The organism is Olleya marilimosa CAM030 (assembly GCF_000518485.1).
GTDB classification, from domain to species: Bacteria; Bacteroidota; Bacteroidia; order Flavobacteriales; family Flavobacteriaceae; genus Olleya; species Olleya marilimosa.
In genome coordinates, this window is record NZ_JADR01000001.1 from 633,019 (window position 1) to 646,787 (window position 13,769).

Here is a 13,769-nt window from a genome sequence, read left to right on the forward strand (position 1 = left end):
AAAAACATATAAATTATGAAACATATAAAATATATAGCGGTCTTAGTTTCAGGAATGATGTTATTTTCTTGTAACGACGATTTTCTAAATCCAGTACCAGACTCAGTAGTAGTAGTTGATCAGTTTTTTAATAACGACGACGATGTACTTGCTGGAATTATCGGAATTTACGATGCTATTCAAGGCGTAAATGAAGATACCGAAACGAATTCTTCAAATTTTAATAGAGGCGTACAGTTTGAATATCTTTTAACAGAAATGAGAACTGATAATACTAGATCTGCAACAACAGAAGGGTCTAAAGCAGATTTTCATAGATATTTAGTTGATGCTAATAATGTAGAAGTAGAGGATTACTACGCAAGTTCCTACGAAATCATTTTTAGAGCAAATACAGTTTTAAAATTTATAGATAAAGCAGATGCTGCTAATAGAGCTAAATATACTGCCGAAGCTAAATTTTTAAGAGCATACGCTTACTTTAACCTAGTACGTTTATTTGGTGATGTGCCATTAATTACCTCTGTAGTTGGTCCAGAAGAAACAGATGTACTTTTTACAAGAGTAGATACAGCAACTATCTATAATTTAATTATTGAAGACTTACAAGAAGCAATTTTAAACTTAGATAGTACTTATAAATCAAGAGCTTCTACTGCTGCAGCACAAGCATTATTAGCAAAAGTATACTTGACTAAACAATCACCAGATTATTTAGGTGCACAACAATTATGTGAGGCTATAATTGGTAGTATGCAGTTTTCATTAATGCCAAACTTTCATGATGTATTTTATTCAGAATTAAACGATGAAATACTATTTGCAATAGGTTATGTAGCAGGTAACACTGCAGAAAGTCAAGGATTTTCATCAGAGTTTACAACATCTGTAGGTAGACAAGATGGATTAAATGTTATAAACGATAATTTAATTGCAGACTTTGGACTTTACGGAGGAGATAGAACAGCTGAATCTTATATTACAGTTGGTTCTTTTTACGAAGTAGCTAAGTTTTTGCCTAACGGTTTTGGATTAGCAGACAATTATGGTCCAAACCCACGTCAAGCAGGAAACGATTGGATTGTATCTCGTTATGCAGATGTATTATTAATGCATGTAGAAGCCATCATGGCTGGTGGTACGCAAACAACAGTACAAGCAGCAAGAGACTCTTTTAACGAAGTTAGATTAAGAGCTAATATGCCAACTATAGATGCTCCAGATGCCATTACTAAACAAGATTTAATTAACGAAAGACGAGTAGAATTAGCTTTTGAAAATCACAGATTCTTTGATTTAGTAAGATTTGGAATTGCAAATTCAGTATTAAGCGCTCATGCTACAGAAATGGATTATACGTTTAATACAAGAGATTTATTATTACCTATTCCAGCCAGAGAAATTAATATAAGTAATGGACTTTTAAGTCAAAACCCAGGATATTAAAACATAAAAAATATGAAAAACAAAGTTAATATTATTCGTACGACTACGTTTTTACTTGTAAGCATGATAATGTCATTTACTTTTACAAGTTGCGAAGATCAATTTGATTTTGAGTTACCAGATTCAAATTCAAAAGCAGACACCGTTTTACCTTCAGCTAATTTTACATATATAGCAGATATTGATGATTTCAAGAAAATTTATTTTTCAGATTTATCATCAGAATCTACAATGTATTTATGGGATTTTGGTAGTGGTGTAACATCAACAGAGCAAGATCCTACTTATACTTTTGAAGCAGGAGAAGGGACTTACCCAGTAACTTTAACAACAAGTGATGCCAATGGTGCATCAGATACAATAACTATAGATGTTGTAGTTTTTGAACCAGAAGTGCCTTTAGCTATTATACCTGTTATTTTAGAACCAAGTTTTGAAGACAATACATTGCCTGATGGCTCAGGAGATGGTCGTGATTCTTGGAAAAACTCTAACTTAGGTGGTGTTATTCAAATTAACACAAGTAGCTCTGTTCCAGATGGTGGACAAGCAGCTAAGTTTCCTGGAGCAGGTGACAGAATTGGATATCAAGAGATAGAAGTATCACCAAATACAGATTACGTAATTTCTTACTCTTATAGACTAGAAGCTGCTGGTGGATCTTGTACAGTTGCAATACTTGCAGGTGGAGGATTTACAACTCAAGCAGAAACTGATGCAGCAATCATACAATCATTTACAGGATCTGCTGAAGCTTACACACCAGTAAACATACTATTTAACTCTGGTGCTAATAGTACAGTAAGTATTTACATTACAAATCAAGGTGAAGAAGCAAGAGTAGATAATTTTACAGCTGATTTACAATAATTAATAACAATCAATAAAAATTAAAGACTGAAACTTATGCGTATAAAACTTAAATTAATAGTCTTGTTTGTTTTTGTTTCAGTCTTCAATGCTAACTGTCAATCCAACAAAGTTGTAACAGAAACTAAAATTGAATCTAAAAAGAAGAAGAAAAAAAGAAAAAAGTATAAACTTCCTAATATAGATTTAACGCATTGGAAAGTAACAACTCCAGCTGGAGATGGTAAAAAGCCTCAAGAAGTAGCTCCACCAGAGATTTTTGATTATGCTACAAATGCCTCGTTAAAACCATATATGTATAACGATTCTACAAAAGGAGCATTAGTATTTTATGCATATCCAAGTAGTGCGACAACTGCTAATACTAAATATTCTAGATCAGAGCTAAGAGAACAAATGGTCTCAGGAGAAAACAATGTTAATTGGACATTTGAGCAAGGTGGTTACATGAAAGGTAAATTAGCAATAGATGATATTTCAAAAGATAGTGATGGTAAATACCATCGTACTATTATTATGCAAATACATGGTAGATTAACCAATGAGCAAAGAGATTTAATTGGAGAAAAAGATAATAATGCACCTCCAATTCTTAAAATTTATTGGGACAAAGGTAAAATTAGAGTAAAAACAAAAGTTCTTAAAAATTTAGATGCAACAGAAGAAGAAATGCTGCATGAAGATGCTTGGGATGATGACGAAGGATTTAATTTTGAACAAGAAGTTGGATTTAAAAAATTCACTTTAGAAGTAAAAGTTACCGACGGAAAAATGGTGGTTATTTTAAATGAAAACGAATACAAAGTTTACGAAAACATACATATGAAAAAATGGGGAATTTTTGAAAACTATTTTAAAGCAGGAAACTATTTGCAGACCAGAGATGAAGGGGCTTTTGCTAAAGTTAGATATTATGATTTAGAAGTCTCTCATTAAAAATATTTGATTAGTCTTTTTTATTAAGTTAAGCTTTAAAGGTTGCAAAAAGACCTTGAAGTTTAGCTTAATAATTAAATAAAAGTCTACTCAGATTTAGTAAATTTGACATGAAAAATTAAATAAATAAAACATTATTTATATGAAATTGGAAATCCTTACAAAAAACGAAAATTCTAATATTCAGAAAACTATTATTGCTAACATTCGAGATTTAATTAATAAAAAAAATCTTGAACCTGGTGATAAATTACCAGCTGAACGTATGTTATCCGAAATGTTTGAAGTTTCTAGAAGTAATGTAAGGGAAGCCATTCAAAAATTAGAGTTTTATGGATTATTAAAATCAATTCCACAAAGTGGAACATTTGTAGCAAATATCGGAGTCATAGCACTTAATGGGATGATTGAAGATATTTTAAGATTAGAGGATCCAGATTTTAAATCATTAGTTGAAACTAGAATTTTACTAGAATTAAAAACAGTAAGATTAGCTGCCTTAAGACGTACTGATGAGGATTTAGAAAAAATGAAAAGTGCTTTAGATGCTTATAAAAATAAAGTGATTAATAAAGAAGATGCAGTTCAGGAAGACTTATTGTTCCATTTAGCTATTGCAAGAGCTAGCAGAAATAGTACCATGAACACGTTTATGTTAATCATCACACCAGAAATAATTACAAATTTTGAAAAATATCATGTTTGCGATAAAAATCTATCTCAAACTGCTATTAAAGAGCACGAATTAATTTTTGAAGCAATAAAAAATCAAGATCCTGTTGAAGCTAAACAAGCAATGAAAAATCACTTTAACGAACTGTATAAATACTGTTATAACTTATAATAAACCAGACTAAAATTTAAGATAATTTAATCTTAAATTATTTTCAATCAAAAATAATATAAATTAAGTTAATCAACTGATAATGAGTAGTTACTTGTTATTCGGTTTAGACTTTTATTTTTTAAAAATTAAAATAAACATGAAATTAAAAGGACTTAGATGGTGGGTAGTGGGACTTGTAGCTTTAGCTGCAGTAATTAACTACATAGACAGACAAGCTTTTGGAGCACTATGGCCAGAAATTGCTAAAGATCTATTTCCAGACATGGATCAAGATGGTCACAAATTAATATTTGGTACCATATCAACAGTATTTATACTGTCATATGCTGGTGGTCAAGCTTTATTTGGTAAAATCTTTGATTGGATTGGTACCAGAATGGGATTTGCACTTTCCATAGGTGTATGGTCAGTAGCAACTATGTTTCATGCATTTGCACAAGGAATGCTAAGTTTTTCAATTTTCAGATCTATTTTAGGTTTAGCAGAAGCTGGTAACTGGCCAGGAGCAGCTAAAGCTAACGCAGAATGGTTCCCTACAAAAGAGCGTGCTTTGGCACAAGGTGTATTTAACTCTGGAGCTGCAATTGGTGGTATTGTAGCGTATCCTGTGATTGGATTATTATCTGCATATTTAGAGTGGAAAGCTATATTTATTGTTGTTGGTGCTCTTGGATTATTATGGTTAATTCCTTGGTTATACATTGTTAAATCAGGACCAAAAACACACCCTTGGTTATCAGAAGATGAAAGAAAATACATTCTTTCTGGACAAAAAAATCAAGATATTGATGAAGATGGTAATTATGATGATGGTTACGTACCAACTACTACACAACTTCTTAAACACAAAGAAAGTTGGGGAGTAATTATTGCTTCAGCAGCTTTAGACCCAATTTGGTGGTTATTTATAGTTTGGATACCAATTTACTTATCAGAAGTATTTGGATTAAACGTAAAAGAAATAGCCTTTTCTGCATGGTTGCCATATGTTGGAGCAATGATTGGAGCTTGGGCTGGAGGACTTATAGCACAAAATAGACTTACAGCAGGATGGTCAGTTGATAAAACAAGAAAAATGGTAATTACTTTAGGATGTTTAATTATGATACCATGTTTCTTTCTATTAAAAGCACCTGGATCTGCTACAACAGCAGTAATAATAATGGCTGTTTTACTTTTTGGATTTCAGATTGCTATCGGAAATATACAAACATTACCTAGTGATATGTTTGGTGGTAAAATAGTAGGGACATTATCAGGATTTGCAGGTATGGCAGCTAAACTAGCAGCTGCAGGATTAACTATTTTAGTAACATTTATTACAACAGGAGGTAATTATATTCCTGCATTTTTAATAGGTGGTGCATTGGCTATTATAGCCTTATTATCTATTTGGGTATTATGTCCTAAAATAGAACCTTTAAAACCAAAAAGTTAATTAAAGACTCATAACATTTTCAAAAAAAATAAGAATTTAAATAATAAAAACAATTAGAAATGAGTAATACAAACGGAAAAGTAGCTATAGTAACAGGTGCCACAGGAGGTATTGGTTTTGAAGTAGCAAAAAGATTAGGAAAAGATGGTTATACTGTTATATTAAATGGTATTCAAGATGATTTAGGAGCAGAGCGAGTAAAAGAGCTTACAGCTGAAGGTATCACTGCTGAATATTTTGGTTTTGATGTTACTAATGAAGAGCAAGTAACGTCTAACATCGTTAAAATTGGAGAAAAATTTGGTCGTATTGATGTGCTTGTAAATAATGCAGGTGGTTTAGGTGGTCGTTCTAGATTTGAAGAAATGACAACTGAGTTTTATAGAAATGTAATGGCCCTAAACTTAGATTCTGTGTTTTTTGCATCTAGAGCAGCGATTCCTTTTCTTAAAAAAGGAGAACATCCTTCAATAATAAACTATACATCAAATGCAGGATGGACAGCAGGTGGACCAGGAGCAGGAATATACGGTACGTCTAAAGCTGGTGTACATGCCATTACTAGAGCATTGGCTAAAGATTTAGCAGAATACGGAATCCGTGTTAATGCAGTATCTCCAGGTACTATTGATACACCTTTCCATGCGCAAATTAAAGCAACTAAACCAGAAGTATTTGCGTCTTGGGCTAATAATATTATGTTAGGTAGATTAGGTCAACCAGAAGATGTTGCTGGTGTAATCTCATTTTTAGCTAGCAAGGATGCGTCATTTATCACTGCAGAAACTATCCAAATTGGTGGTGGTCAGGCATTAGGTATTTAATAACCTAAACTTATAAAATCAGATTGTTTTGTTTGATGATTTAATTATCTTAAAGGTATTTAAACATTTATGCAAAACAATCTGATTTTAATACAAAAAATAGAATAGTAATCAAATTTATAAAATGAGTAAAATTGTCACATTCGGAGAAATCATGCTAAGGCTTTCAACAGAACGTCATTTAAGATTTTCTCAAGCAAAAACATTTGCTGCCTCATATGGTGGTGGAGAATTTAATGTAGCAGTATCATTAGCAAATTACGGTATTCCTGTCGAGTTTGTAACTAGATTACCTGATAACGAGATTGGAGCTTGTGCACTTAAAGAGATGCGCAAATTTAATGTAGAGTCTAAAAATGTTATCTATGGTGGAGAGCGATTAGGCATTTATTATCTAGAAACAGGAGCAGGTACACGTGGTAGTAATGTAATTTATGACAGAGCGCACAGCTCGATGTCAACCATTCAAAATGGATCGATAGACTGGGAAGCTGTTTTAAAAGATGCGACTTGGTTTCACTGGAGTGGTATTACTCCTGCAATATCACAATCTGCTGCAGATGAGTGTTTAATTGCTTTAAAAGTTGCACATAAATTAGGGATTACAATTTCTTCAGATTTAAACTATAGATCTAAACTTTGGCAGTATGGTAAAACACCAGATCAAATTATGCCAGAACTTTTAAAATATAGTAATGTCATATTAGGAGATATTGATACTGCATTTTTTATGTTAGGAAAAGATAAAGTAAATCCTAATTATCAAAACGAAAAATCATTACCAGCATTATACGATCAACTATTTAAATTATGTCCTAATTTAAAAACAGTGGCGACTACGTTAAGGTATTCGGTTAGTGCATCACACCAACGTATTGGAGGAATTTTATATGATGGTAAAACCATTTTTAACGCAGATGTTAAAGAGGTAACACCTGTTGTAGATAGAGTAGGAAGTGGTGATGCGTTTATGGGTGGATTAATTTACGGTTTAGTAAAGGACGATACAGATAAACAAAAAGCTTTAAATATTGCAGTAGCAGCTTGCTGCTTAAAACACACCATTTCTGGTGATTATAATTTAATTACACTTAATGAAATCGAAAAATTATTAAGTGGTGATGCTTCAGGAAAAGTTTCAAGATAAAAACAATAACATGGCACAATATTCAAGAATAGAAGTCGCAACAGTAATGCAAAATACAGGTTTAGTACCTTTATTTTATAATGATGACCTAGAAGTCAGTAAAAAAATATTAAAAGCATGTTACGATGGAGGCGCAAGACTTTTAGAATTTACAAGTAGAGGAGACTTTGCTTTTGAAATCTTTGCACAACTTAACAAATATGCTATAACTAACTTACCAGGAATGATTCTTGGAGTTGGATCAATTACAGATGCTGCAGCTGCTTCTTTATATATGCAATTAGGTGCAAATTTTATTGTAACTCCTGTATTAAGAGAAGATATTGCTTTAGTTTGTAACCGAAGAAAAGTATTGTGGTCTGCAGGATGCGCAACACTAACAGAAATTGCTAAAGCAGAAGAGTTAGGTTGTGAGATAGTAAAATTATTTCCTGGTAATGCCTATAATCCTAGTTATGTTAAAGCTATAAAAGGACCATGTAGTTGGACAAGTATTATGCCAACTGGTGGAGTAGAACCTACACAACAAAGCTTAGAGTCATGGTTTAACGCAGGCGTTACTTGTGTTGGAATTGGATCAAAATTAATAGCAAAAGATAAAGATGGTAACTATGATTTAGAGACCATTACAGACCTTACTAAAACAGCAATTAATATTATTAAAACGCTAAAAAAGTAACGGTTTACTATATTAAAACAGAGCATTTAAAATTATAATTGCATTTTAAAGCAGCTTTTAACCAAGCTGCTTTTATATGATGTTAAAATTGATAGTCTAAATACTATTTGTATGCAAAAAAAAGCAATATTTTACATGACTATCAGTGCATTAGCATTTGCGCTTTTAAATGTTTTAGTCAAACAATCTGGAAATTTTAATGTCAATCAAGTCGTTTTTTTTAGATCTATTGGGACATTATTTTTTACTATTCCGTATTTAATCAAAAATAAAATCAATTTTTTAGGAAACAAAAAACAACTATTAATCGCTAGAGGAGTGGTTGGCTGTGTTGCTATGACTTTGTTTTTTATGTCACTAAATCACTTGTCTATGGGATCTGCTGTGTCCATCAGGTATATTTCACCAATTTTTGCAGCCTTTTTTGCAGTTTTTCTAGTTAAAGAACATATCAAGTATTTCCAGTGGTTTTGTTTTTTATTAGCATTTATGGGAGTTGTTATTTTAAAAGGATTTGATAGTAATATTGATACCATTGGATTATTATATGCTTTATTATCAGCAGTTTTTACAGGATTAGTCTATATTATAATTCGTAAAATTGGTAATAGTGACCATCCAATAGTAATTGTCAATTATTTTATGATTATATCTGCTATAATTGGTGGTGTTTTGAGTATTAAGCATTGGACAAATCCTCAAGGATTAGAATGGTTATTGCTATTAAGTCTTGGTATATTTGGATATTTTGGACAAGTTTACATGACTAAAGCTTTACAAACCACTGAAGTTAACCAAGTAGCACCTTTAAAATATATTGAAGTTGTTTTTACTATGTTAATTGGCGCAATTTGGTTTAAAGAAATCTATACACTAATTAGCTTATTAGGAATTATTTTGATTATTGTTGGATTAACTTTAAATATTGTTTTAAAAACAAAATTGAAATAACTACAGGCTAATATATTATTCTTATCAACTTCGTAATTAATAAGTCATTATAACTTCTATAATTATTACTTGACCTAATTTCTAAATAGAATTATTATCTATATGGCGTTAAAATATTTGTTTAATCTTACAGAAACGTAAGAGGTTTTAAAATATTCTATTTTACATAATATAAATTATAGTACACTTTTAATATTGGATCATCCTGTGGATGATTCCATATTAAAACAACATTTAGTACTAAGTATGATGTTTGTTACTGTGTAAGCTATAATTCCATATTATGTAAAATATCCCAGAAACATCACATTTCATTAGAGTATTAAGAACTTGGGCAATTAAACAATAATCGGTTTGCTTCGCAGTGTTTATAAAACATTTGTATCTATAATTAGCCGTTATGTAAAATAGCCGCTACCAAGCGCTCGATTGTTTTATAAAATCAAATTGCTCTGGCAATTTATTTTACACACAATTTCCAACCGCATGCCAGCGCAATTTAAAAGCTAGCCTTTTTGCTTCGTTATAAAAATGGCGTATTCGATAAAATTGTACGTAATAAAAAAATTTAGACGATTCTCGTGGATTGCCACAAGAGCATAAATTTTAAGAAAAATAAAATTCTATGCACTTGTTATATTTAGAACTTCAATTAATCTTCTTTTTAATGTTTCATTTTCTTTTGTCTTGAAACAAAAGAAACAAAAATTCAAGGCTACATATAATTTAAGAAACAATTAACGGCTCATTCGCTATATTTTAGGAAACATTGGAACTCATTAACATTGTTTTGAAATACCTTGTATAATTGAAACTCTTAAGAAACTGTATTACTATACCCCTAAAATATGGACGCTCATTTCTCCTATTGTTTTAGCCAAAATTTTATGAGGCCAAACGTAACACATCAAGATTCTATTTTACATAATAATTAAATATCAATAGGTATTGATACTCTAATCTGATTCAATACATTGTTATATATATCAATATCAGCTTCGTTTGTTTCAATAGAAATAATTAAACTATATCTAACCGATGAATCATAACGATTGAGTTTTTTTCTATTTTTCCACCATCCACCTAATGGATAAACCGCAATTTTATTTCTTAATGCTAAATCAGCAGCTGCACCAACCCAAATATCCTTGTGAATACTACCTTTATCTCTAACTTGACTGCCTAATATCCAATTCTCACTACCTTCAGCTACATAATCGTCTTGTTCATCTTTGATAGCTTTACTAACTCGAGCTTGAAAAGCTCCTTGGCTTTCATTTTTATCAATCATTTTAAACCTCAATCCATGTGATTTGTATGATTGGTCACTAGCATATCTTTTATTTCCAGGATTTGGTTCAATAAAGTATGATAACGTTACTATTAATTTCACATCCAATTCAGCTAAATCAGACAAAATATCTGTAGGCCAGGGTAAATCAAATAAATGAAAAACATTAGTTTTAACTCTACTATCTTCAAATTTAAAAGGCTTTAGAGTTCTTTCTGCTATTATACTTAATGAATTTTCAGCACTATATTTAGCTTTGCTCAAATTAGGTATACCATAGCCTACTCTCGCTAAAAGTTTAGATTTTTCTTCTGAAGAGAAACTATTTATATTCCTATTATTCAGCATTATACCATTCCAATCTGCAGAATGAATTATTAAGGCACGAATAGTTTCAGGTAAATAGCTTGGGTATTTTTGATATAATTCAGCAGCAAATTTAGAAGCAAGTGCAGTAGCTGCACTTGTATCTGCCATTGTTGAGAGCCATGATCTTCCTATACCTCCTACTCCTGTAGACAAAAGTTTTAATGATTCTTCATCTAATATACCAGAATTAAAGATACCATCATTTCCTCCTTCAAAAACTATATCTGGTTTTTTTGGCCATTTTTTATTCCAACTTATGGAAGTTGTGTTACATGGAGACATTTGTCCTCTTTGAGCCAATAGTTGTGCTCCAGGATAAGTTACAACATCCAATCTGTCCTTGTTTGTATAAGCTCCTACAGTTATAGCATTAAATGCTTGAGCTGGATCTTCTATTGATAGATCATCATTTGAGATAGGGTAATTTAATCTATCTGCAAAGGATAGGTTTCCACTTGAAACTAAAATTACAGTATTATTATTTCTATCCTCAATTGACCCAAACATTTTTTGATCAACTGCAGCGGACCACGAAGATGGTCTGCCTAAATATTTATTATCAGGAGAAGTTACTGCCAAACAAACGACTCTTTTATTTTCAGGGTTCATAATTTCACCAATAGCTATGGCTTCAAGTGTTATTTGGCCATATAAATCTGGGTCATTCGCTGTACGATCAACAATTTTAATACTCTCAATATTATTAGAAACATTGATTGGTGTACTAGAACTCAATGGGTCAATCAAATCCCCATAGATAATAAGACCAGCCATTGGAGTACCATGTCCTTGTCTGTAAGAGTCAGAATTTGTCCAAGTTGGATTTACTGAATCTAAATTTCTTTCCGGGATTAAATCTACCAATAGTGGATTTACTCGATTGACTCCAGAATCTAATAAACAAACTGAAACATTATTCATTTCTATTTGATTGTTAATTCTATCACGTAAATCATTAATGAAATCTCCTTCCCAATCTTTATCAAGATTTGTAAAAAAATCAGCGGTTTCAATAGGTTTTCTTATTTCTGCTAAATTATCTACATAAAGTAATCTTTCTCCTAATTCTTCTGGAGTAGCTTTAATTAAACCAACAATATTTTCTGGAAAAACAAGAAGTCTACTATTAGTTAAAACAGTATCTGTAGTTAAAGTATTTAATGTTTCTACTACTGTTTCTTTATTAGCACCACTAAACCAAACTTCCCACCATACACTAACATTTGAGCTAGGAAAATCTATTTCTGGTTCTTGCCAAAAACTTTCTAGAGTAGCTGCTCTAATATTTTCAATATTCGCTATTAAATTTTGGTTTTTTGGTTTACCTGTTATAGTTTCCTCTGTTAAGTATTTTTCAACTTTATTTAAAAAATTGGAAACAGCTTTCTTATTTAAATAAACCGCAATTTTGTATACAATTTGCTGATTACCATTAGAATCAGTGCTAAATTCAGCTTTACAAGATGCAAGTCTGTAATTTCCAGCAGCATCTTCAAAACTATCGAAAGCTAATTCAAAATTTAATGCAGATTCAAACTCTATATATACAAATTCATATTCTTCATTTCCGTCAGTAAACTTAGATACAGCAGAACTAAAAGAACTTTTTATACCTCTTCCATGCCCTGTTCTATCCCTACCGTCTTTATGATGAAATTTTCCACCACCATAAGTGCTATATGGTAAAGAAGAATTATTTCCATTAAGAAAAATGTGATTTAAGTCAGACATACTATTTTAGAAAGATCTTTTTCTTGAATTAATAATTTCAAATAAAAACTCTAAACTTGACTCTTCCTTTCCGTAAACGATAATATTTTTTAGAAAATCTTGACAAATTTTTTCTAAGTCTGAAAAATTTAGTCCGATAGAATTTTTTGAAAGTTCAATTAGATTTTTTTCGCTTATTAATTCATTTTTTAAAAGTTCTCTTTTATAGTATTTGAAGATTTGCTCTTCATTAGGTAATGGATAATTTATAATATCATCGAATCGTCTAAATAATGCTTCATCTAAATTTTCAGGCATATTAGTTGCCGCAATTATTAAACTATTTGAATCATCTTTTTCAATTTGAAGTAAAAAACTATTAAGCACTCTTTTTATTTCTCCAACCTCATTTCCTTGACTTCTAGTTGTTCCAATACTATCAAATTCATCAAATAAATAAACAGCTCTAAATTCTTTCATTGTATCAAAGACCAAACGAAGTTTCGCTATAGACTCTCCCATATACCTACTTATTAGACCATCGAGTCTTATTACGAAAAGAGGAATACTTAATTCATTAGATATCACTCTTGCCGTCATTGTTTTTCCACAACCTGGAGGTCCAGTTAATAGTATTTTTTTTCTAGGAAATAAATTGTGTTGTCTTAACTTTTCTATTTGACGTTGTTCATCTAAAATTCTTTGAATAATTTTTTTTAGTTTAATAGATAAGACCATATCTTTCAATTTATCATCAGGTCTAGAGAATTCTAATAAATCATTAAGCTCTTTTTGTGCCGCATTTACTGGTAATCTTTTTAGAGTATTTTCATTAATCTTAGATTTTTTCGAATCTTGAATTAATTTTTTCAACTCTTCTGCGAGATCTTGATGTCCTTTACGTGCTTCTGCAGCAGCAATTTGCATAGCTGTAGCATAGAAGCGTGAATCGTCACCTTCACTGAATGATTTAATTAAACTTTTTATTTGATCAGCAGCAGCCATTTAGTATTATAGTATTTGACGTAAAAATATACAAAATAAATCATTAATTATGAAATAATTTTCCTTTCCATACACATTACGCTTCCCTCCTACGTCGTCGCATAAAAAGTGTTCCATTAACATTGTAGAAGAAACATTTTAGAATAATTTTTTTAAAGAAACTGTAGCAACAACTTTGCCCTACTCCGTCTCGCTCCTACTTCAAAAGGTCTAGTAGACCATTTTCATTCGGTCGTAACCAAAGGTCAGGTCACAT

The 13,769-nt window shown here is 31.2% G+C and carries 11 protein-coding genes; 9 read left to right on the plus strand and 2 right to left on the minus strand.

Features of this window, described 5'->3' with window-relative positions; translation table 11 throughout:
* The first annotated feature begins 15 nt into the window (after nucleotides 1-15).
* From M890_RS0103135 to M890_RS0103175, 9 genes are all read left to right on the plus strand, one after another.
* Nucleotides 16-1,446, plus strand: coding sequence for a RagB/SusD family nutrient uptake outer membrane protein (locus tag M890_RS0103135; protein ID WP_028282127.1), 1,431 nt, complete (start codon nucleotides 16-18; stop codon nucleotides 1,444-1,446).
* Nucleotides 1,447-1,458: 12 nt separating this feature from the next.
* Entirely contained in the window at nucleotides 1,459-2,316 is an 858-nt protein-coding gene (locus M890_RS0103140; RefSeq protein WP_036597051.1) for a PKD domain-containing protein, read from the plus strand.
* 36 nt (nucleotides 2,317-2,352) lie between these two features.
* The gene (locus M890_RS0103145; RefSeq protein ID WP_028282129.1) at nucleotides 2,353-3,252 is read left to right on the plus strand and encodes a polysaccharide lyase family 7 protein; all 900 of its coding nucleotides are present in this window, start codon (nucleotides 2,353-2,355) and stop codon (nucleotides 3,250-3,252) included.
* A 142-nt stretch (nucleotides 3,253-3,394) separates the two neighbouring features.
* Nucleotides 3,395-4,096 (plus strand): FadR/GntR family transcriptional regulator, encoded by a 702-nt coding sequence (locus tag M890_RS0103150; RefSeq protein WP_028282130.1) that lies wholly within the window; start codon nucleotides 3,395-3,397, stop codon nucleotides 4,094-4,096.
* Between the two features lie 139 nt (nucleotides 4,097-4,235).
* Complete coding sequence (locus M890_RS0103155) at nucleotides 4,236-5,537, plus strand: MFS transporter (protein ID WP_028282131.1); 1,302 nt, start codon at nucleotides 4,236-4,238, stop codon at nucleotides 5,535-5,537.
* 59 nt (nucleotides 5,538-5,596) lie between these two features.
* Entirely contained in the window at nucleotides 5,597-6,361 is a 765-nt protein-coding gene (locus tag M890_RS0103160) for an SDR family NAD(P)-dependent oxidoreductase (protein ID WP_028282132.1), read from the plus strand.
* A gap of 124 nt (nucleotides 6,362-6,485) precedes the next feature.
* Nucleotides 6,486-7,508, plus strand: a complete 1,023-nt coding sequence (locus M890_RS0103165) for a sugar kinase (RefSeq protein ID WP_028282133.1) — start codon at nucleotides 6,486-6,488, stop codon at nucleotides 7,506-7,508.
* Between the two features lie 10 nt (nucleotides 7,509-7,518).
* A complete protein-coding gene (locus M890_RS0103170) occupies nucleotides 7,519-8,187 on the plus strand; it encodes a bifunctional 4-hydroxy-2-oxoglutarate aldolase/2-dehydro-3-deoxy-phosphogluconate aldolase (RefSeq protein ID WP_028282134.1) in 669 nt (222 codons plus the stop codon).
* Nucleotides 8,188-8,298: 111 nt separating this feature from the next.
* Nucleotides 8,299-9,138: a DMT family transporter gene (locus tag M890_RS0103175; protein WP_028282135.1), complete on the plus strand. Its 840-nt coding sequence runs from the start codon at nucleotides 8,299-8,301 to the stop codon at nucleotides 9,136-9,138.
* Nucleotides 9,139-10,069: 931 nt separating this feature from the next.
* Here M890_RS0103175 and M890_RS0103180 read toward each other — a convergent pair.
* Nucleotides 10,070-12,529 (minus strand): S8 family peptidase, encoded by a 2,460-nt coding sequence (locus tag M890_RS0103180; protein WP_028282136.1) that lies wholly within the window; start codon nucleotides 12,527-12,529, stop codon nucleotides 10,070-10,072.
* Between the two features lie 6 nt (nucleotides 12,530-12,535).
* A complete protein-coding gene (locus tag M890_RS0103185; RefSeq protein ID WP_028282137.1) occupies nucleotides 12,536-13,513 on the minus strand; it encodes an AAA family ATPase in 978 nt (325 codons plus the stop codon).
* Between the last annotated feature and the right edge of the window lie 256 nt (nucleotides 13,514-13,769).